This is a genomic window from Methanoplanus limicola DSM 2279, assembly GCF_000243255.1.
Classification (GTDB): Archaea; Halobacteriota; Methanomicrobia; order Methanomicrobiales; family Methanomicrobiaceae; genus Methanoplanus; species Methanoplanus limicola.
Window position 1 is genome coordinate 17,328 of record NZ_CM001436.1, and the last position, 21,469, is coordinate 38,796.

17 protein-coding genes are annotated in these 21,469 nt (G+C 42.7%); 7 read left to right on the forward strand and 10 right to left on the reverse strand.

All coding sequences use genetic code 11. The features are described from left to right. Positions 1-145: 145 nt before the first annotated feature. Genes METLIM_RS00095 through METLIM_RS00105 form a run of 3 tightly spaced genes read left to right on the forward strand, consistent with a single transcriptional unit; the run spans position 146 to position 3,208 of the window. The gene (locus METLIM_RS00095; RefSeq protein WP_004075750.1) at positions 146-1,306 is read left to right on the forward strand and encodes a PAS domain S-box protein; all 1,161 of its coding nucleotides are present in this window, start codon (positions 146-148) and stop codon (positions 1,304-1,306) included. A gap of 6 nt (positions 1,307-1,312) precedes the next feature. Then, on the forward strand, positions 1,313-1,870 hold the full coding sequence (locus METLIM_RS00100; RefSeq protein ID WP_004075751.1) for a DUF7504 family protein: 558 nt from the start codon (positions 1,313-1,315) through the stop codon (positions 1,868-1,870). Next, positions 1,871-3,208: a PEGA domain-containing protein gene (locus METLIM_RS00105; RefSeq protein ID WP_004075752.1), complete on the forward strand. Its 1,338-nt coding sequence runs from the start codon at positions 1,871-1,873 to the stop codon at positions 3,206-3,208. A gap of 158 nt (positions 3,209-3,366) precedes the next feature. On the opposite strand, the gene METLIM_RS00110 is transcribed toward METLIM_RS00105, so the two are convergent. After that, on the reverse strand, positions 3,367-4,983 hold the full coding sequence (locus METLIM_RS00110) for a putative manganese-dependent inorganic diphosphatase (RefSeq protein ID WP_004075753.1): 1,617 nt from the start codon (positions 4,981-4,983) through the stop codon (positions 3,367-3,369). Positions 4,984-5,278: 295 nt separating this feature from the next. Between METLIM_RS00110 and METLIM_RS00115 the strand changes: the two genes are divergently transcribed. The 3 genes from METLIM_RS00115 (at position 5,279) to METLIM_RS00125 (ending at position 6,990) form a co-directional block, all read left to right on the forward strand. After that, positions 5,279-5,755 (forward strand): pyridoxamine 5'-phosphate oxidase family protein, encoded by a 477-nt coding sequence (locus tag METLIM_RS00115; RefSeq protein WP_004075754.1) that lies wholly within the window; start codon positions 5,279-5,281, stop codon positions 5,753-5,755. Between the two features lie 345 nt (positions 5,756-6,100). Further along, the gene (locus tag METLIM_RS00120) at positions 6,101-6,493 is read left to right on the forward strand and encodes a thioredoxin family protein (protein WP_004075755.1); all 393 of its coding nucleotides are present in this window, start codon (positions 6,101-6,103) and stop codon (positions 6,491-6,493) included. 26 nt (positions 6,494-6,519) lie between these two features. Further along, complete coding sequence (locus METLIM_RS00125) at positions 6,520-6,990, forward strand: ribonuclease III domain-containing protein (protein ID WP_004075756.1); 471 nt, start codon at positions 6,520-6,522, stop codon at positions 6,988-6,990. An 85-nt stretch (positions 6,991-7,075) separates the two neighbouring features. Here METLIM_RS00125 and METLIM_RS00130 read toward each other — a convergent pair whose 3' ends face one another. From METLIM_RS00130 to pstA, 8 genes are all read right to left on the reverse strand, one after another. After that, positions 7,076-8,692: a Ppx/GppA phosphatase family protein gene (locus METLIM_RS00130; RefSeq protein ID WP_004075757.1), complete on the reverse strand. Its 1,617-nt coding sequence runs from the start codon at positions 8,690-8,692 to the stop codon at positions 7,076-7,078. Beyond that, positions 8,677-9,267, reverse strand: coding sequence for an HD domain-containing protein (locus METLIM_RS00135; RefSeq protein WP_004075758.1), 591 nt, complete (start codon positions 9,265-9,267; stop codon positions 8,677-8,679). The genes METLIM_RS00130 and METLIM_RS00135 overlap by 16 nt, the downstream gene beginning before the upstream one ends. After that, entirely contained in the window at positions 9,264-11,315 is a 2,052-nt protein-coding gene (locus tag METLIM_RS00140) for a CHAD domain-containing protein (RefSeq protein WP_004075759.1), read from the reverse strand. The genes METLIM_RS00135 and METLIM_RS00140 overlap by 4 nt, the downstream gene beginning before the upstream one ends. A 4-nt stretch (positions 11,316-11,319) precedes the next feature. After that, entirely contained in the window at positions 11,320-12,795 is a 1,476-nt protein-coding gene (gene pap, locus METLIM_RS00145; protein ID WP_004075760.1) for a polyphosphate:AMP phosphotransferase, read from the reverse strand. A 327-nt stretch (positions 12,796-13,122) separates the two neighbouring features. Next, positions 13,123-15,237 (reverse strand): polyphosphate kinase 1, encoded by a 2,115-nt coding sequence (ppk1, locus tag METLIM_RS00150; protein ID WP_048146103.1) that lies wholly within the window; start codon positions 15,235-15,237, stop codon positions 13,123-13,125. 57 nt (positions 15,238-15,294) lie between these two features. Then, positions 15,295-15,945 (reverse strand): phosphate signaling complex protein PhoU, encoded by a 651-nt coding sequence (phoU, locus tag METLIM_RS00155; protein ID WP_004075762.1) that lies wholly within the window; start codon positions 15,943-15,945, stop codon positions 15,295-15,297. A gap of 11 nt (positions 15,946-15,956) precedes the next feature. After that, complete coding sequence (gene pstB / locus METLIM_RS00160) at positions 15,957-16,721, reverse strand: phosphate ABC transporter ATP-binding protein PstB (RefSeq protein WP_004075763.1); 765 nt, start codon at positions 16,719-16,721, stop codon at positions 15,957-15,959. Between the two features lie 3 nt (positions 16,722-16,724). Then, positions 16,725-18,710: a phosphate ABC transporter permease PstA gene (gene pstA / locus METLIM_RS00165; RefSeq protein WP_004075764.1), complete on the reverse strand. Its 1,986-nt coding sequence runs from the start codon at positions 18,708-18,710 to the stop codon at positions 16,725-16,727. 307 nt (positions 18,711-19,017) lie between these two features. On the opposite strand from pstA, the gene METLIM_RS00170 reads away from it, so the two are divergent. Next, positions 19,018-19,992 (forward strand): phosphate uptake regulator PhoU, encoded by a 975-nt coding sequence (locus METLIM_RS00170; RefSeq protein WP_245543555.1) that lies wholly within the window; start codon positions 19,018-19,020, stop codon positions 19,990-19,992. 128 nt (positions 19,993-20,120) lie between these two features. Here METLIM_RS00170 and METLIM_RS17095 read toward each other — a convergent pair whose 3' ends face one another. Next, positions 20,121-21,458 (reverse strand): metallophosphoesterase, encoded by a 1,338-nt coding sequence (locus tag METLIM_RS17095; RefSeq protein ID WP_004075766.1) that lies wholly within the window; start codon positions 21,456-21,458, stop codon positions 20,121-20,123. Between the last annotated feature and the right edge of the window lie 11 nt (positions 21,459-21,469).

Here is a 21,469-nt window from a genome sequence, read left to right on the forward strand (position 1 = left end):
ATTTTTGTTTTCCCGGAAAATATTATGTTCAGTAAGGCCAGCAGAGTTAGATCACAGAGCCCCGGGATATCCAGAAACAAATTACCCTGGCCGGCAGATACTTCGATTCCATACATATATAATTTAAAAGACACAATAAACGGATATGGAAAATATCAGCGGTTATTACGAAAATATTTTCGAATATGCCGGTGCAGGACTCATTTTAAGCAACAGTAATGAAGATGTCATTCTTTCAAACAGAGCCTTTTCAGAAATATCCGGTTACAGTCGGGATGAGATAGAAAACAATATGAAATGGCCCGAGTTCATACACCCGGACGATCTAAAACCACTTTATGACAAATACAGACGTTTTTCTGAAGATAAAGCAGGATTTTCACGAATATTTGAATTCAGACTGAAGAAAAAAGACGGTTCTGAGAGATATGTAGCTGCCACTGTTACACATATAATAAAAAATAATACTTTTGTTGCGACATTTCTTGACATTACTGAAAAAAAAGAGATGAATCAGAGCCTCAGAAGGCGTGATAAAATACTTGAGGCAATAGGAAGGCATTCACAGTTATTCCTGGAATCAGTCTCATGGAAGGGGAATATCAAAGCATTCCTTTCAGATCTCGGAGAGGCTACAGGAGTTTCCAGAATATACCTCTTTGAAAATACTGCCGGTCCTCTTTCCGGCGAAATAATGATGAACGAAATATCTGAGTGGACAGCAGAAGGTTTTGAAGGGCAGATTAAAAATCCAGAAATGCAGAAATTAACATATGAGAAAGCCGGTGTGCCAAGATGGAAGAGGGTGCTGAGTAAAAAAGAGACCATATACGCCGATATCAGCAGTGTTGATGAAGCAGAGAGGGCAAATATGGAAAAACTTGGTGTAAAATCAATGATTATAGCGCCGGTTTTCATAATTGACCGGTGGTGGGGCTTTATAGGTTTTGACGAATCGGAAGAAGAGAGAAAATGGACAAAAGCCGAGATCGACACCCTCGGTGCTGCTGCCGGAATAATCGGCTCTTCAATATACCGCCAGGAGAGTTATGAAGAGATGCTCTCATATATGAATGAATCAGCACTGAGACTTAAAAATCCAACTTCCATAGTAAACGACAATCTTGCAGAGATTATCACTGATCTTCAGTCGAGAGATATAAATACAGAGATAATAATATCCAAACTCATAATTCAGATGAAAAATATTGAGCAGATCAACAATAACCTGAATGAACTTAATAGATCAATAGTTGAGAGAAGAAATGAAATTCCGGACTATTTCAGACGGTTTATTACAGGATAGATAACGATGGATATTTTTGAAACAGATCCTGATGAAGGCCGGATATACCTTATTCTCTCTGAGGCGTCACATATAAAAAAGAACAATGTGGCCCTGATAAAGGAGCTTACAGACAAGAACCACAGAATTATAGTGATAACAATTAATGAGCCGGCAAGTTACCTCTATGAATTATATAAAAAAGGAGATGTAAGGCTTGACAAAGTTTCATTCATTGATGCAATATCAAAATTTGCGATGGGTAAAAAACCCGAAGGAGTACCTAACGCCGTCTTTGTCAATAACCCGTCAGACCTTACAGGACTTTCGATTGCAGTCTCAAATGAACTTGCAAATGTGACTGAGGAAAAAACATATGTTCTTATAGATTCAGTTAATGCCATGCTGATATACCTCTCATCTGAAAATCTTGCAAAGTTTATGCACTTTGTATCAAGCAAACTTAAAATCCTGAACATATCGGGGATATTCCTCGCCATTGAGCGGGGGCTTGACCCGATTATAATATCCCAGCTTACAAGTTTCTCAGATGATGTCATTGATATGAATGGTGGTGAGAGGTAAATGAAAACTGGATATAAGATTATTCGGGCCATACTGAAACCGGCCTTTATTCTGACCATTCTCTGTTTGCTGTTTATAATTCCGGTATCAGCCGGAGAAACGGCAACCCTGCTGTGGACGTTTGAAAAGCAGACAAATTTTCCTGACACAGAGATATCACCCGACGGAAGTTACATCATCGCTGGCGGTGTAAATTCCGGATTATACCTCTTAAACAGCAATGGAAAACTTATCTGGGAGAAGAAGCTGCCATCGGCCGTAAACGGAGTTGATCTCGCAGATAATGCTGAAATATGTGCCGCAGCAGCAAGAAACGGAATCCTTTATGTCTATAACAGGGAAGGAGAGTATCTCTGGAGTAAACAGGCGGGGGAGAACATGTACGATGTCTCAGTATCAAAAACAGGCGGGTATATAGCCGCCGGATCAGATGACGGATACCTTTACCTCTTCACAGGAACAGGCGACCTTGTATGGTCAAAGCAGCCGGGAGGAAATGCCTACGGCGGCGACATATGCTCAGTTTCAGTATCGGAAGACGGAGAATATATTGCTGCCGGAAAGAGGCTCTTTGGGCTATACCTGTACAGACTCCCGGGTGATATGGAATGGTACCGGCAGATCTCAGAGCAGGTAAATGATGTCGCCGTATCTCCTGACGGGAAATATACAGGAGTCTGTGGATCAGGCGGGACAACCACCATATACCGGATCTCCGGAGAGGAAGCAGAGAGAAGGACAAACATTCAGCCGGTAAACAGCCTCTCAATATCACGTGAAAGCCGATTCTTCGCTACCGGATGCCAGGATAATTATGCAAGGCTTTTCAGGGGAGGAAACAGCGAAATCCTGAGCTACAGGACATCAGGCAATGTAAGGGGAGTATCACTCTCACCTGACGGGACAAGAATGGCTATTGCCTCAAATGACGGCAAAATATATTTTCTGGCACTGCCGATAACCGATCCTGCCATGCCCGAACCGGCTCAGCCCTGCGTTCCGGATGAAGAACCTGCCGCCACTATCAGTATATATTCCAGCCCTCCCGGTGCAGAGATTCTGATCGACAACAGATTCTCTGGAACCACACCGGCAGATGGTATCAGTGTCAGGAACGGATATCACAATATAACCCTCATTATGGACGGATATACAGATTTCAGTTCTGAAATATCAGTTGAGAACGGAGGAAATCTAAAATTAAATGCAGAACTGACCAAAAACGAAATGCTCTCCGGAGGTGTCCTCTCTGCTGCATTAATGATTATCGCTGCACTGCTGGCAGGAACTGCCGGCTTTATTCTCGGGAGAAGAGAGAAAAAGAAATTCCGGATGTGAAATAACATCCAAAAGATCAGGTATTGTTCGGGGACCAGTTATCCGGTCATCTCTTTTCAGACTGTATAACTTTCAGTCCGGCTTTTTTTTTGGAAATTACATCCGGGGCATATGCACTCAAAATCAGAAATATTTTTCCGGGCAAAACATTTCATTATCTAAAACTCTTTTAAGATCTTTCCAAACCACGGGAGAAAATCATTTTTCCTTGACATAACGCCCTTAAGCATCAGTGGCTGATCTTTTGCCCCGGAGATTAAGAGAATATGCTCGTCTGCGGATAAGAAAAGCAGACTTCCGTCATCAAATACAGATGTAAACATCGCACCATAGACATCCACATTGCGGACAGACCTTAGGTCATTTATCTCTTTCAGGATCTCATCTTTATTCTCTTCCGCAAATTCAAATGTCGGTATCATCACCTGTGAGATGACGACATCACGGCCAAACAGTTCATACCTCTTAACATCCCTGAGAAGAAGTCCGTTTAATGAATCGCCTTCAACCTGCATACCCCTCTTTATAAGTTCAGTGCCAAATTCAACAGGGTCAACCTCTGCAATGCCTGCAAGATAGTCCACCATTGCTCTGTCCTTATCAGAAGTTGTCGACAGACGCAGAACCATTGTATCTGACAAAATTCCGGATAAGAGAATACCTGCAATATTTTTCTCAGGAGTCATGCCGGATTCATAATATTTTCCGGTAATAATGGTTGCGGTAGAACCGACAGGTTCATTCAAGAAACTTATCGGCTTTAATGTGGTAACTGCCCCGATTCTGTGGTGATCAATTATTTCAAGGATTTCCGCGGATTCAATGCCATCAACTGCCTGTGTAAATTCATTATGGTCCAGAAGAATTACCTGCTTCTGAACCTCATCAAGAAAAGTATTCCTTGAGATCATGCCCAGCAGTTTTTTATCCTCATCAACAACACAGGCAGTTCTGTACCTTGAACTTGAAACGATCTGTTTTGCATATTCAATCGAGTCTTCCTTCCTGAGAATCTCAACATCGGTGGCCATAATTTCACCGGCAGGCAGTGAGAGGTTAATCATCTTCCCGACACCAAAAGCATCAAGTTTTGTTGCAAGAAGTGCAACCTGATTCTTTTTTGCCTCGTTAATGGTTCTCTCACCCACAGGTGCCCCGTCAGCAATAATCAATGCAGCAATCCCGGCAGAGATGAGTGCAAGCTGGGCAGGTTCATTATCTCCGACAATCGCGACATCATTTTCAGTCAGTCTGGAAAGAGTCACATGGAGCGCATCAATGGCAATGTAAACCTTGCCCTCAAATAAGTCCCTTGTCGGAACGATCAGATCAGCCTGAAGGATTCTTCCCAGCGTTTCAAGCTTTATCGGCGTTATTGAGAGCTGTTCAATCTTCTGTCTGCCGATGTATGCCTGAGCAAGCCCGTGCTCACTCATAAGCCCTTTAAGCCGCCCTTCTGAATCGGTTACAGGAAGATTTCGTACATTATTCTCATCCATCATCTCTATGATGTCAATTGTAGGAACATCCTCACGTGCGCTAATTGAATAAATAAAAGAGAGATCTGAAATATTCGGCTCAACACTGTCGATTAATTCAGGAGCAGGAAGGCCGAATTTCTCAAGCGCAAATTCTGTTTCATTATTAATTTCCCCGCATCTGACCGGCAGATACTTCCCCGGGGATTTCCGGTTTAAAAAACTGGAATAACCAATTACACTCGAAATTGAGTCGGTATCGGGGTTTTTGTGCCCGATTACATAAACATGATTCATATAAATCTCCGGCAGTTTCTGATTCAGATAAATTGGTTTATATCAATAAGATAATTTGGGTATTAGTGACAGATTATAGCCGGAGAGATAAATAGATCTATATATATTATAATAAAATCTCAGAGATGAACCGGTTACAACTGAAACTTCTTTCCCGCATAACCTGTACATAAAAATAAGCTGAATATTAACCCTAAAAAGCAACACATTATATATAAAATATAAATAAATGAAAAAATCAATTGGAAAAATATATACCTGAGAAAAATGAAGACTGCTTAACGGAGTGATTATTTTGGATATAGTCAAGATTCCAAAGATGGAAAAAGAAGAATATGACAGGTTAATCTCAGAAGGATTTATCTGCCGCATTGCATTTCAGGGGGAGAAATATCCATACCTGGCACCATTTTTATATGTATTTGACGGAAAATTCCTATATTTCCTGTCCACAAAATATGGCCGCAAGAATGATCTGTATAAACAAAACCCGCATGTCTCTGTTGAGGTTGAGAGATATACAAAAGATCTCTCGTGTTATACCTTTGTGACTATGCAGGGTTATATCGTCCAGGAAGAGGACTCAATCACAAAAAAAGAGGTCAGAGACATGTTTGTTAATATGATCAGGAAGAACAACCTCTCACAGAATATTCTCGCCGCGCTTGGACATAACCCGTCTGACGAACTTGAATCCATTGCAGCAGAGGAGAGATCAAACATCTGGAAACTAACAGGTGTAACAGATATCGTCGCACTTAAAAACATCTGAAGATGAAAATTCAGAATAGTCCTGAATTGGCAGAACCCTTCAGAAACAAAAAACCAACTTTTTTCAGAATTATTCAGCTCTCAAGGAGAAGCAGAATGAGAACATCCGGAAATGTAAATTAAAACCCGGATAAAAATAGTAGTCTCAACCGGAAATATCATGATTTGTTCTCCACCGCTCCCCGGTATAATTCAACATAATCGGGGTGAACTTTATTATTCCGGATACCAATATCACAGATTATACTGACAGCACAGGCTGAGACAGAGAGGAATAATATAAGAGTAAACTGACAGCCAGTGTTGATTCAGAAAAGGGATTATCCAAAAAACAGGAGGTTTGGAGATGACCGGAGAGAGAATACAGGAACTGGATGACAAAAACTGGGAAAAAATGGTAGAAAATAGCAAAAAACCGGCTATTGTAATGTTTTATAGTGAAACATGCTCACACTGCCGGACAATGAAACCATATTTTGAAAAATTTGCCGGAGAATACGGGGACAGAATAATCTTCGGGATGCTTGACGTAGTAGAATCACCATGGATTAGGGAGAGATACGCCATCATGTCAACACCTACTTTCAAGTATTTCTGCGGAGGAAAACCTGTATCAGACCTAATAGGGGCAGTATATCCAAAAGTTCTTGAAAATATGATTAAGGATATGTTAAACCACGGGAAAGAATGTGCAGAAAAATCGTCAGATATAGATTATGAGATAACCGGATATGCATGAAGAGCCAAATATTATCCTGATTATTTATGATATATTCTGAGAAGAGGTCTGATATTCTTGAAGAGAAGACAGGATACAGGTTTGTCAACCGGAATTTACTGGAAAAGGCACTCACAAGGTTTGCATTCGGAAAGGAGAACAACCTCCCGGAGGGGTGGAATATGGATCACCTGGCAACACTTGGTGACGCGGCAATCGATCTGGTGGTAATAGAACATCTTATAAACTCAGGAATAACTGAAAAAGGAAAGATCTCAGTTACAAAGACCAATATCGTAAACATGAGCGTTCTTAGAAAACTTGCAGAAGAACTTGAACTGAAGGACTTTGTATTATGGGGCAAGGGAGAAGAGATCCAGCATGTCTGGACATCAGGAAGAGTACTTGCGGAATGTATGGAGGCGTTTGCCGGTGCAGTCTATCTTGACGGTGGGATTGAAAGTTTAAAAAAATTTCTCAAAAATTCCGGACTATACGAGATATACAGCCCGGTTTAACTTTACGGGCAGAAAGTCACGTGAACTCCATATTCAGCTCAAAAGTAGCAGTGACTCAGGCCGGTCCGGAACATACGGCAGTCAGTCATTGCTTATTTGAGAGACGGTCAGCAGCAATGAAAATTTCACGCCCAAAAGCCTTTTTAAGATTCTTCATATCATTTTTAATCAGCTGAATTTCAGAATTACAGTCCTTCTCAGGGCTTATCCTGATCATCGGGCATTTATCATCCGGGATTACAAATTCACAGATCCTCTCCCTCTCATCATGGCTCCTTTCGAGGAATTCCGCAATTCTGAGCAGACCTGAAAGAAAGGTCACCTTCTTCTGATCTTTGAGGTTTAGAGAAGAAAAACCCTCATCAGATCTCTTAGGCATTCTCTTCCTGTGGTATCCGGCAATAAGCCCGATAATAATTATCTCCTTCTGATCAAATCCCAGAAGCTGCGACCTTGTAATCACATAATATGAATGGTTCTGATGACCTGAAAAAGATAAAAACTGCCCTATATCATGGAGATATGAGGCATATTCAAGGTACTCCCGCTCTTTAGGACTATAATTATGAATGCCTGCCATAATTCCGGAATCGAAGAGCGAAAGGGCATGACCGGAGACCTTCATCGCATGCCTTTCATCAATTCTGCACGATCTTCCAAGCTGCCTGACGCTTCTCTTACGGACGGGCATATTCTCCGCATGAGGAAAACCCGGAATCTTAGAGAGATAATCCACAAGCATTCCGTCCCTGAGGCTTCTCTCAGATGCAGTAATTTTCTCAATTCCGCATTCTTTCATTACAGTGTAAAGTATTGCAGTACCGGCAAGGATAATATCCGCCCTTTCGGGGCTTATGCCCGGAATTTTTTTCTTTTCATCGTTGGGTATTGTTCTTAAATGATCCAGCAGAAGATAAATCTCCTCAATACCGGCAGAATAGCTGCAGCTGCCATCATAATCCATATCAGAAGCTCCATTGCCATTCTCACTGATGCAGGCATCGGAAATCTTCCTTGCAGCAGTAATCACTGAAATAATCGTTCCTGAACTCCCATAAGCTTCAGAGATATTATATTGCCGGGTCTCCCTTGCAACATGATGCACCTTATCCCTGAGACTCCTGCATAAATTATCAAAATCACGGTCAGACAGAATGCCGTTATCTGTATCAAGTCCAAACCTCCCTGTCGTTCTTATCGCTCCAAGCTTAAGACTTCGGAGATAATTGTAGCCGGACTGATCGCCGACAATAACTTCCGTGCTTCCTCCGCCGATATCAAAGAAAAAATACTTCTTTTCACCGATCTCAATCCCGCTCGATATACCAAGGTAGATGAGGCGTGCCTCTTCATCTCCGGAGATCACATTAAGTTCGGCTCCGGCACATTCTGACATACGCCTTATCAGTTCATCACGGTTTTTAGCTTCCCTTGTCGCGGAGGTTGCAACAGCTATAACCTCTTCGGCACCAAAATTACGGGATATATCCACATACTGACGGCATGCAGAAACTGCCCTGTCCATAGCAGCTTCAGAGAGGATATTCTTCTCAAATTCACCATCTCCCAGGCGAATAGTATCCTTCTGCCTGCGGAGAATTTTATAGGAATAATTCCGGTTAATCCTCACAACCAGAAGCCTGACCGAATTTGTTCCAAGGTCGATAAATGAAACGACCTTCTCCTCTAACCTGTCTCCCACTCGATAATCACCTTATGTTCAAAAATATTCTCAAATAGATCACTCTTCTTAAGCGCCGCCTCTTCATCAAATCTGGAATGGTAATCCGAATAGCACCTGATCCAGACATATTTATCTGAAATTCTGCATGAAAGCCTGTATATCAGGGACATATGCGTCCTGTCAAGTCCGTCTCCAATACGCAGAATGGCGGAGAGAACCTCCACAATATGCCTCTCCTCAGCGGACAGGCCCATAAATTCATTATGGGAAACCTTTGGTCCGGCCTTTCTGTGATATCTTGCAGTATTGGCAACTACAGCCCTCTCCTCATTTGTCAGACTGAGAGTTTTATCAGACATTATCAGGTCATAAGAATTTTTATGGTGGCCTTTTTCAGAGACTGAAATCCCAATGTCATGAAGCATTGAACTATAATAAAGTAAGCGTAATTCATCCTCTCCAAGTTTGTGAAGTCCGGAAAGTTCACTGAATAAAGCATTGCTGAGTTTTGAAACCTGACAGGCGTGATCGATGTCGGCGTTGGCAGATTCAAGCAGGGCAAAAATATCCCTCACTTCAGATTCGGTTATCAATCTTCATCACCGCCTGAGTGCCGGATAATATCAACCGGATTTCCTTCCCTGTATATTCGTGCATAGGACTCTGAAAGCCTGTCCTCATAGATGGCATCAACTGATCTCCGGAAATCATAAGGCACACGGATATGATATAATGAAAACGGATTCAGTGTCAGAAGGGCATATGAAGCCCTTGGATCGCCGTCCTTTGGCATACCTACGCTTCCGGTATTGATAAACCACCTGCCGTCAGTTTCCCTGGCAAAGGGCTTATGTGAATGTCCGGTTACGATGACATCGGCCTTTGTAAGTTTATATGCCTCAAGAAGCTCAGCCTTTGTGGTATTTTCCGTAAATGCCTTAACCGGTGATTTTTTATCACCATGCGAGATATGAATCTTCCTGCCTCCGAATACAAGGTCAAGTGTCTTTGGAAGTGTCCGGAGAAACTTTCTGTTGGATGAAGAGAGGCTGTTGTAAATCTTATTGTGTTTTTTCAGCTCATATCTCTTCCTTTTTTTCCTGTCACTCAAACTTCCGGCTTTCAGAACCGCCAGATCGTAATTTCCGGAGATATTGATGAGATGGTTCTCCCTCAGAAGTGTGATCACCTCATCCGGAAATGCGCCGTAACCCACAATATCACCGGCATTTATCACAATGGAGGCGCCCCTCTCCTTAATGTCGGCAAGTGTTGCCTCAAGTGCCGGAAGGTTTGCATGGATATCACCAATCAGTGCAATCTTTAACTCCTTCACATCACAGGATGCAGCCATATTTGAAAAGACATTCTGGAGCGGCAGTGATATTTCAGACCTGAGTTCATCCCAGAATTTTTCCTTTTCAAGTTCATTCCAGTAATCCACAAGTCCGGAATGGAGTTCTTTTCTCTTCCCAATCCTGTCATCACAGAGATAATCAATTCCGGGAGTCAGAATCTTAAAAAAACTGTCATTGCCAAAATATTCAACAGACCTCTTCTCCTCTTCCGCCTTAAATTCCGGCAGGAAATCAGACCATACGTCACAGTCATGGATATCACCAAGGAAATCCTGGAGTTTCTTAATAGCTTTAATCTGCGGCTTTAACCCGTCAGGATAGAGATCGCCGTATGCCTCCATTGTGTAGCGGAGTTTTTTGGCGTAAATTCTCATCATATGGTGCTCCTCAGTCCTGTCAGGATCAAAGAGATGCTTCTCATGCCAGAAGAGATCCTCAAGCCTCAGCGATATATTGAAAAATGCCTGTTCATAAGAGTACGGAGAATGAATGTCATGTCCGTACATCTGTCCCTGAACTGAAATTTCATGGAAATAATCCTTCATCTCCTCAAGAACTCCGGACTCTTCAAACTTCTCCATTGATTCAATAACGTGGGGCTGAATAGACTCCCTCTTCTGGCAGATCCTTGTCTTAAGACACTCAAGTCCCGGGAGGTAAGAGTACCCGGTTCTTTCAAAATCAAAACTGACAGGATATTTATTGGCAAAATCGCTCTCAGGTCCGGTATTCTTATTCACCGGCAAAGTGATCTCCTTTGAAGGTGAAAACTTCCTGAAAAATTTCCTGATTCTCCCGCCAAAAGTCATCCCCGGAATTTCAGGGGCTTTATGAACCCCGGAATTATCCTGAACTCCGGATATAGCAGTACTTTCAGGACTGCTGACGGAGACCGGACTGTAATCCTCAGCAGACTCAATTTCCGGTGTGAAAAGTGTACGGTGATCACCTCCTCTGAAATTATGCTCACTGATAAATCCTTCAAGAAAATCAGCCTGTACATCTGCATCCCTGGCTTCACCAAGGGATTTGGTTACATCCCTTATCCCGGATTTCCATTTTCTGAACTCTTTTTGCGGGATACAGTCACGATATATGGGAAGAGCCGCACGGATACGTCTTGATGCAACCCTGCATCTGTGGACATATTCTATGTCATCCGCAATTTTGACACCATCTGTTTCTGATTCAAGCTGTGAAATTAAAGGCAGAATGGACTGTGCGCCAAAGAGGCAGTATCCTGCATCGACCTGATTTCTGCCGGAATCTCTCTTATTTGTCATTTTATCACTTAAATAAATTCAGCTTCTTTTCCACAGCTGCAATTACAGCTTCAAAAGTCTGAATCCTTGCACTGTATTTGTCGTTTCCACTGACTATGGTCCATGGGCAGCAGGGTGTATGGGTAAGTGAGATCATATCACATACTGCTTCTTCATACTGGTCCCATTTCTCACGGTTTCGCCAGTCTTCAGGCGTGATCTTCCATACTTTGTCAGGATCAGCTTCCCTGGCCCTGAAACGGTCAAGCTGTTCCTCATTACTGATATGAATCCAGAATTTAACAATAACTCCGCCCCATTCATCAATAAAATGCTCAAATTCGGTGATCTCAGTGTATGCCCTCTTCCAGTCATAATCAGAACATAATCCTTCAACCCTCTCAACAAGCACCCTGCCATACCATGTACGGTCAAAGATAACAATCCTTCCCGGGCGGGGCAGCCTTTTGTAGAACCTCCAGAGGTAACCCATCTTTTTCTCTTTAACATCCGGCGGCCCGATTGGCTCAATCCTGTAGCCTCTGGGGTTGAGATATCTTGTGAATCTTGTAATAGCACCGCCCTTTCCGGAAGCATCCCAGCCTTCATATAAAATAACAAGTGGAATTTTATTCCTGTAAAGCTCAACCTGAAGCTCAGACAGTCTCTTTCCAAGTTCCTTCTTCTTAGTTTTATATTCCTTTCTGTCAAGGACTCTTGGTGCATGCGGTTCAGGAAGGCAGTAGCCGGAGGAGAGGATGGGGCATTCATGGCATATAGTCTCCACGCCCTTTAACTTATCTGAAACTGCAGCCTTCAGACGGTTTATTACTGTATCATAAACCCGGTAAACAGCATAATCAAGATTTTCAGCCGGAATTACTTCCCACGGAGAATTTGGTGTATTTGTTCTGAAGAGTATTTCATCAATGACACTGAAATATTCCGGATATTCTTTCTTAGGATTCCAGTCAACGTTTTTAAGATAAAAAGAACGGCATGGATCAGAATCAGCCTCTTTAAACCGCTTTTTCTGCTCCTTATGTGAGATATGGAGAAATATTTTTATCAAAACCCCGCCGTCATCACAGAAATGCCTCTCAAATGCTTTTATATCTTCAACCTTAATTCTAAAAACATCTTTAAGATTTTCTTTGTTCTCAACAATCATGCGGCTGTACCATGCACGATCAAAAATGGCAAACTTTCCCTCCTCAGGAGCGGCAAGGGCAAAACGCCAGAGGAAAGGCATCTCGGCTTCAGACTCCTTCGGACGGCCCACAGGATACAGGCGATAGCTCCTGGGATCAAGATACCTGATAAGTTTATTGCATATGTCAGATATGCCTGAAGCATCCCAGCCTTCGATGATAATCATAACCGGAATATTTAGGTCCAGAATTTCCCTCTGGAGATGGCCGATTTCAGCCTGAAACGGACTGATTAACTTCCCATAATCCACATCAGGATCGGGATATTTCATTAATACATCATCAAGCATGACTCCTCCGTTTTTCAGGATATTTCATCAACTGATAATCTGATATAATTCAGACATCCTTTCAGAACTTCCCATTGATATATTACCAAATATGACTCAGACATCTTTTCAGGGCAAACCATATGTGCATCATCAGGCATACTTTCGGAATAGTCTGATCTGTTCCGGAATAACTCATTTAACAATGTATTTTTGAATATATAACATTTTCATGGCGAAAGCAAAAAAATCTTAAATTTTTCACCCGGAAGATTCAATGCTCAGCCAGCTGTTTATCTTTATATAATCATACACAGACAACTCTCATCTTACAGACAGACGAAAATATCAGGGGTGACCTTCATTCCATTCTCCCCTGTGCTCAGTCATCCAGATCTGGGCATTGCATGGCTCATCATCTTTTCCAGGCAAAATACGTCCATATTTGCCATCCGGCAGAAGCCTTCTTGCATTGACGTTATCTGCCAGATGAACCTTAAGGATTTTTTTAAGGGACTCCCTTATAGAGGGGTTCTTTACAATACCTAAAACCTCAACACGCCTGCTGAGATTTCTCGGCATCATATCCGCACTTCCGGTAAGGACAATCTCGTCACCGCCGTTTCTGAAGTAGAGAATTCTGGAATGCTCCAGAAATCTGCCGACAATTGACGTACAGGTAATATTCTCACTTACACCCTTTATTCCGGGCCGGAGTGCACATATACCCCTTACATTGAGATCTATTTTCACCCCGGCGGATGATGCGCGGTACAGGGCGGTGATCACGTCCGGATCTGTGAGCTGATTGAGCTTAAATACAATATAACCATTACCGCCAGCTTTATGCACTTCTGCCTCATTGTTGATCAGATCGACTATATTCTTCCTCATATGTCCGCTTTTACCATATGAGACCAGCAGTGAATCATATTCCCTTTTATTGGAATGACCGGTGAGGGCATTGAAGAGATCAGTTACACTTGAAGCAATCTCATGATCACAGGTCAGGATGCCGATGTCTGTATATAACCGTGCAGTACCGGGATTGTAATTGCCTGTTCCGAAATGGACATATGTCCTGATGCCTTCCTTTTCCCTTCTGACAACCATGCAGAGTTTTGCATGCACCTTGGTTCCTACTATGCCATAGACGACATGTACCCCGGCCTCCTCAAGCTGCCTTGCCCATACGATATTGTTCTCCTCGTCAAAGCGTGCCTTCAGTTCAACAATGACTGAGACCTGCTTTCCGTTTTCTCTGGCTTTTTTTAGCGCCTCTACAACAGGAGACTTTGAACCAACCCGGTACAATGTCTGTTTTATTGCAATTACACCCGGATCTTCTGCTGCCTGTTTAATGAAGTTCACAATAGGTGTGAAACTGTCATAAGGATGGTAAAAGAGAATATCCCCTTCACGTACCTTTGAGAATATATCCAGACTTTCATCTTCAAGTCCGCAGGGATATGCCGGAATGAAAGGTTTATCCTTTAAGTCAGGCCTGTCAATGCTTAAAAGTTCCATCAGGTCGGATTTCCTGAGCGGATCGTCTATCGTATAAACTCCCCCGGAGCTCAGGTCAAGCTTTTTGGCAAGAATTGCCCTCACCCATTTCGGCATAGACCTGTTTACATCGAGACGTATAGGATGACCGACCCTTCTCTGTTCGACGCTCTCCTCTATCGCAGTTAAGAGATCAGAGGCCTCGTCCACCTCTATTTCAATATCAGCATCCCGAGTGACAACAAAAGGATAGCTGTTGACAACGTTCATCTCCGGAAATAAAAGGTCGATATTTGACGAGACGAGATCCTCAATGAATACAAAATGAAATTCCTTACCTGATTTTTTATCAGAATCATGAATCTTTTCATCCATCGGCACTTCGATAAATCTCGGAAAGATGTCCCTTGGGATTTTAAGCCTGGAAAATACCATACCCTTCTGTGAATCATCAATAATTACAGCAAGATTGAGACTCAGATTTGATATAAAAGGAAAAGGCCTGCCGACATCAAAGGACATAGGCGTCAGTGCAGGAAAGATCTCTCTTTCAAAGTAATCTCTAAGTAATTTCTTCTGCTTCTTTCCTAAATCTCTGCACCTGTGGATGTGGATGCCCTCTTTATTAAGTGCAGGTAGCAGGTCGTCCCTGAAACAGCTGTCTGCCATGTGAATCTGCTCTTTTAACTCCTTCCGTATGGCAATCAGCTGTTCCGTAGGTGTCATTCCGTCAGGAGGGATTTCAAGAACGCCGCACTTAATCTGCCTCCTAAGTCCGGAGACTCTGATCATCATAAATTCATCAAGATTGCTTGAAAAAATTGAGAGGAATTTAACCCGTTCAAGAAGAGGATGTCTATTATCAAAGGCTTCCTCAAGGACCTTTCTGTTAAATTCTACCCATGAGACTTCCCTGTTGGTAAAATATTCCGGATTTTCGGGATTTGTCGCCTTCATAAAAAAACACCTGAACTTATAATGAAAATCTGAACCTTCAGCAATTTTCATTTCAGCTTAGTTTATTTCAAGTTTTTCGCCTTCAATCATATAATAAACCTTCTCACCCATCAGGCATGCATGGTCACCCATTCTCTCAAGATATCTTGAGACCATGACATATTCGATACAACGTGATATATTACGGTTATCCTCCATCATATATGTGAGGCTCTCCCTGAAGATCGAACCCTGCATATTGTCAACATCATCGTCCCGGCGGAGGAGGTTGGTTAGTTTTGCGGAATCTCCCGAACTGTACGCATCAAGAACATCCCTGTGCATAGAAATTACACATTCAGCCATATGGCTGAGACTCTTAATTATACCGAGATGTGGCGACTCAGGGAGAATCATGACAAGACGGGCAATTTCACGCCCGTTTCTTCCCAGACGGTACAGGGTGGTATTCATCTGTATAATACAGAATATTGCCCTGATGTCATCGGCAACCGGCTGATAAAGAGTCAGAATTCTCATGGTCCTCTCTTCTATATCATCACTGAATTCAGAGAGCCTGACCTTTTTGGCATCAACTTTTTCTGCAAGATCTCTGTCAAGTTTCTTCAGTGCGTCAAGGGATTCTGAGAACATCCCTAAAGAGAATTCACCCATTTCAATAATATCATTTCTTAGTTTTCCAAGCTCAGAGTGTAGTTTATCAGACATTTAAAATCCTCCTATCCAAATCTTCCGGTAATATAGTTGTTAGTCAGTTCTTCATCCGGGCTTGTAAAGATCTTCTCGGTATCTCCGTATTCTATGAGCTTTCCAAGGTACATAAATCCGGTAAAATCACTAACTCTTGATGCCTGTGACATGCTGTGTGTGACAATAATTACAGTGTAATTCTTTTTAAGGTCATCAATCAGTGACTCAATCTTTGATGTCGCAATCGGATCCAGTGCCGAACATGGTTCATCCATCAGAATTACTTCCGGTTCCACGGCAAGGGTTCTGGCAATGCAGAGCCTCTGCTGCTGCCCTCCGGAAAGTCCCATTGCAGGGTCGTCAAGCCTGTCATGGACCTCATCCCAGAGTGCAGCGTTTTTCAGGCTTGCCTCTACGATTTCATCAAGCTTTTTTCTGTCCTTAAGCCCGTGAACTGTCGGCCCGTACGCAACATTGTCATATATTGTCTTTGGAAACGGGTTTGGCTGCTGAAAGACCATGCCAATCTTCTTTCTCATCGCGACCACATCATTTCCAGGCCGGAAGATGTCCCCATCATGATATAGGATTTTGCCGGTAATCCGGCAGTTGTCCACAAGGTCATTCATTCTGTTGAAGCAGCGGAGCAGGGTTGATTTGCCGCATCCTGAAGGGCCGATAAGTGCAGTCACTTTATTTTTTGCTATGGGGATATTTACATCTGAAAGTGCCTGTTTTTCCCCGTAATAGAGGTCAAGGTTCTTTGTCTCAAGAATTTTATCGTTATTTTCCATTTATTACCACCTGACTGATTTCTGGTAATGATTTCTGATGAATATTGCAAACAGGTAGATCACTGCCACAATTGTGACGAGAACGACCGCTGTGCCGTACTGGTTTTCTGTCGCACCGGGGACATTGGTTGAGAGAATGTAGAGATGATATGGCAGTGCCATTACTGGGTCAAACTCCGATGACGGGAGGAATCTTGACGAGAAGACCACTGCCGTAAATAAAATCGGGGCAGTCTCTCCGGCAGCTCTTCCTATTGACAGAATTGTTCCGGTGATGATTCCCGGTATCGCAGGCGGAATTACCACCTTATATATTGTCTGCCATTTCGTTGAACCAAGAGCAAGACTGCCATGCCTGACTGACTGCGGGACGCTCTTCAGTGCCTCTTCAGTTGTCCTGATAATAGTCGGAAGCACCATTAACGCAAGGGTTATCTGACCGGCTATCAGGCTGACACCGAAGTTCAGAAAGAGAACAAGGAATGAGAAGCCAAAGAGACCGAATACAATAGACGGTGTTCCGTTTAAGAGATCAATTCCTGTACGTATGATCTCCGTTAAACGCCCCTCTTTTGTATATTCAGTCATGTAAATCGCCGCACCAATGCCTATTGGAAGAGCCATCGCAATCGCTCCTGCAACAAGATAGAGTGTGCCCACTATAGCAGGGAATATTCCGCCTTCACGCCCGAGATTTCTCGGAGATTCGGTGAGGAACTCCCAGGATATGGCAGGAAGTCCTTTAGAGAATATATCAAAGAGAATGACTGCAAGAGTCAGTATAATAATACCTACTGCGGCATACAGAAGGCTGTAGGCGATAACCTGAGAGTGTTTCGGGGATAATCTGTCAGAGATAAAATTAGCGCATGCAACCAGAACTGCAAGTATCACCGCCGGAATTATGCCTGCAACTAAGAAGGTTAACAGTACCAGCAGCCCCGCAGTTATCAGGTTTTTACTGCCCCTGAACTTCTTTGTGAGGTGATGATCCTTTGGAAGAGAGATTAAAAGGAGTTTCTTTTCTTTCTTACTACCCGTACCTGCATGCTTCTCATTAATCTTTTTCAGTATCTTCTGCGCAGAGAGATTAACTACAAGAGTGATCACCAGAAGAATCACCGCTACACCAAAAAGAGCATGATAGTGATCACTTCCAACCGCAACTTCGCCCATCTCGATACCGATTGTACCTGTAAGTGTCCTGACAGGGGAGAGCAGGTCCGTAATTGGAGAAGGGATTATTGCCGCATTTCCGGTGACCATCATCACCGCCATCGTCTCGCCGATTGCACGCCCCATCCCAAGAATTACAGCCGCTGTAATACCCGATAGAGCTGAAGGGACGAGTACCCGGCTTATAGTCTGCCAGTTTGTCGCACCAACTGCCAGAGATCCATGCTTAAAGCTCTTTGGAACCGCACTTATGGCATCCTCAGACACACTGACGATAGTCGGAAGTGCCATTATACCAAGCAGTATTGAACCTGCAAGCCAGGACTCACCGGAAGGAACATCAAATGTAACCCTCAGCCAGTCTGTAAGAACAATAAGCCCAAAAAAACCGAATACTACCGAAGGTATGCCTGCAAGAAGTTCTATGGCGGGTTTTACAACATTCTTAACCTTTGGGTGGGCGATCTCTGAGATGTATATTGCTCCGGCAACACCAAGCGGTGCTGCAATAACCATTGCACCGATGGTGACAAGGATGGTATCCACCCAGAGCGGCAGTGTGCCATATACGGGGACAGCGCCGGCAGGATTCCAGGAAGGGCCGAAGAGGAAGTCAATAAGCCCGAATTTGTAAAACGCAGAAACACCATCTTTCAAAAGGAACAGCAGGATGAAGAATACTGTAAGCACTCCGAAGATCGCTGCAACAAAAAGGACTCCTTTTACAGTTCTGTCCCAGAATTTCCTCATGCTGTTTCCGGACGGAAATCTGCCCTCTCCGGATGAACCGTTAAGATCAAAAGAGAGAGACATTGAATAAACCCTTTAAATCCGGACGGGGAATACCGCCATCAGTTTTTTCTGAGATATTACACAGAATTATCCGAACAGAAGAAGATCTGTTAACAATTATGATTGTGAATATATTTTTCCGGAATTTAACACAATCAAAAATCCAATCCATTATTTTCATATCAGCACTATAAATACCACAGACAGATTATAAAGGGATGATCGAAATAAAATATATTGGCTACCCACACACATATTCAGATATTGATCAAACAGATTATATATTCTAAAATAGATAAATACATATATGGACATCAGAAAGGTTCAGATGAGCGGGGGTTCCTCCTACATCGTATCCCTTCCAAAAGACTGGATAATAAAGAGCCGGATAAAAAAGAACGATCCTGTCGGTCTGATTGAGCAGGATGACGGAACAATACTCATTACCCCAAATACAAGCGGAGAGCAGATCCGGAAAACGTGGGAGTTTGAAGTCGCTGCATCAACCGATGAGACCTATTTTTTAAGGTGCATGATCGGAGCCTACATCTCCGGATATACAGTTATGAAAATATGGGCACATGGCAGGCTTCCTGCGTTTGCGAGTGTAAAGGTGCGTGAATTTACATCAATGGCTATCGGGCAGGAGGTTGTGGATGAGACTGACACAACAATAGAGATTAAAGACCTCCTCAATCCCTCCGAGATGCCGCTTAACAATACACTCTCAAGAATGTCAGTCATTGTAATGAAGATGCACCAGGATGCCATGGAGGCATTCAAAAATAATGACCGCAGTCTTGCAGACAATGTGGTACTGAGAGACAATGACGTTGACAGGCTCCACTGGCTGATTGCAAGACAGTCCAATCTGCTGTTAAATGATATAAATCTTGGAAGAAAGATGGAGATTTCAAATGATCTGGCTGTAAGCTACTTCCTTACAAGCAGAATCATTGAAAGAGTTGGGGATCATGCAAGCAGGATTGCAAAAAATTCAAAATATCTTGATTCGGGAGAGCTTTCACCCGAACTTATAGAGCAGATATCAAAAACGGGCATTAATGCGAACAATGTCTTCAGAAAAAGCGTAGATTCATTCTTTAACGGAGATATTAAAGCAGCTAATGAGCTGATCGATATGACCGGATATAATGCCGAGGTGTGCAGGGAGATTAACGATATTGCACTGACCTACGATGCCTCAGTGGCAACTCACCTGGTGAGTATCTCAGACAGTATAAGAAGAGTTGTCGATTATTCGGCTGACATCTGTGAGAATGTGATAAATCATCATATCTGAACACTCATTCAGCCCCGGCTATGTTTTGCCTGAAAATATCCCGGTCAATGAGATGAATATATTTATACGGACACCCGGATTCTAAAAACAGAATAAAATCAGGATTTTAATCTGATTTTAAAATTCTGTCACTCCTTCTTCAGGACATCCTTACTCATGCAGGCAGACTCATATGACATAATTCTCTCAGGACATCTCTCCGGGTGGCTGATTATACTGACAATATCGTCAAATAAAACAGGACGGTAAGATATAACCTCACAGCTGACATTTATCGTCCGTGACTTAAAATTAATAAAAGGGTACTCACACATCCGGCTGTTGTGTGTATGACCGTGAATGATCCACCCGTCGTAGTCTTCCGGTGCATGGCCGGGATTGTGAATCATGAGAAATTTATGCCCACCATATGAATATTCTAAAAAATCCTCTGCATTTTGGACAGACTGGTCATGGTTGCCCCTGATAAAGACAATTTTTCCGCTTAGTTGGCTGAGAAGGTATTCTACAGATTCCGGGCTTTTATTATATGTCAGATCACCAAGGAAGAAGACTTCATCACCGGGTTTTACAGCAAGATTCCAGTTTTCAGTCAGTATTTTATCCATCTCAGAAGGATTTTTTGGATCAAAGGGCCTTGCAGTTTTTGGTATCATATCATAATGCCCGATATGAAGATCACCTATAAGCCATTTTGAAGAAATTTTTCCGGACGAAGCAGGCAGAGATTCATAGCCTTTAATTCTGCGGTAATTTTTAAGTGTTTCTCCCCATCCGGACGGTCCGGGATATTTAATCCATCCCTTTGAGGTGAGATCATATTCCAGGTCTTTTTTCCCGTTCTTCTCCACCGCAATTCTGACCACGTCAAAAGAAAAACAAAAATTCCTGATTTTGTACTTCGGCCCTCGGCCCTTCTTCCAGAAAGTTCTCAGAAGAATTTCATCTAAAATGCTGATCTTAAATCCGGTATGTTTTCTAATCTTCAGAAATTCTTTCCTTCTTAGGCCTTCTGTCAGGGTTATGCAGGGAGATTCTGTGACACTCAGGTCTTTTATACCGGAAATTTCTGACAGAAGGCATTCACTTAATTTTTCAGGAAATGAGATCTGAATATTCTTATTATCCTGACTTCCTCCGGGTGCATCTTTCTCTGATCTTCTCTGAATGAATGCTCCCTGACTGAATATTACCGGAAAATTAACTGAGAATGATCCGCCCTTAACAAAATATCCAAAACCTGTGATTTCACATCCGATAAAATTATAATCACAGAATATTTTTTCAACAGTATCCTTAATCTCTTTTCTTCCGTAATTTTTTCCGGTTTCAAACTCTGCGATGCATATTTCAGGATTATTATGAACTTTGAAATCAGGAAGTGCGTTCTGAATTTCTGAAAGGCGATCTCTGAGTTTATCTTCTGCCGCAGACGGATGGAGCAGTATTCTGTAGCTGTCAGGCAACCTCTACCTCA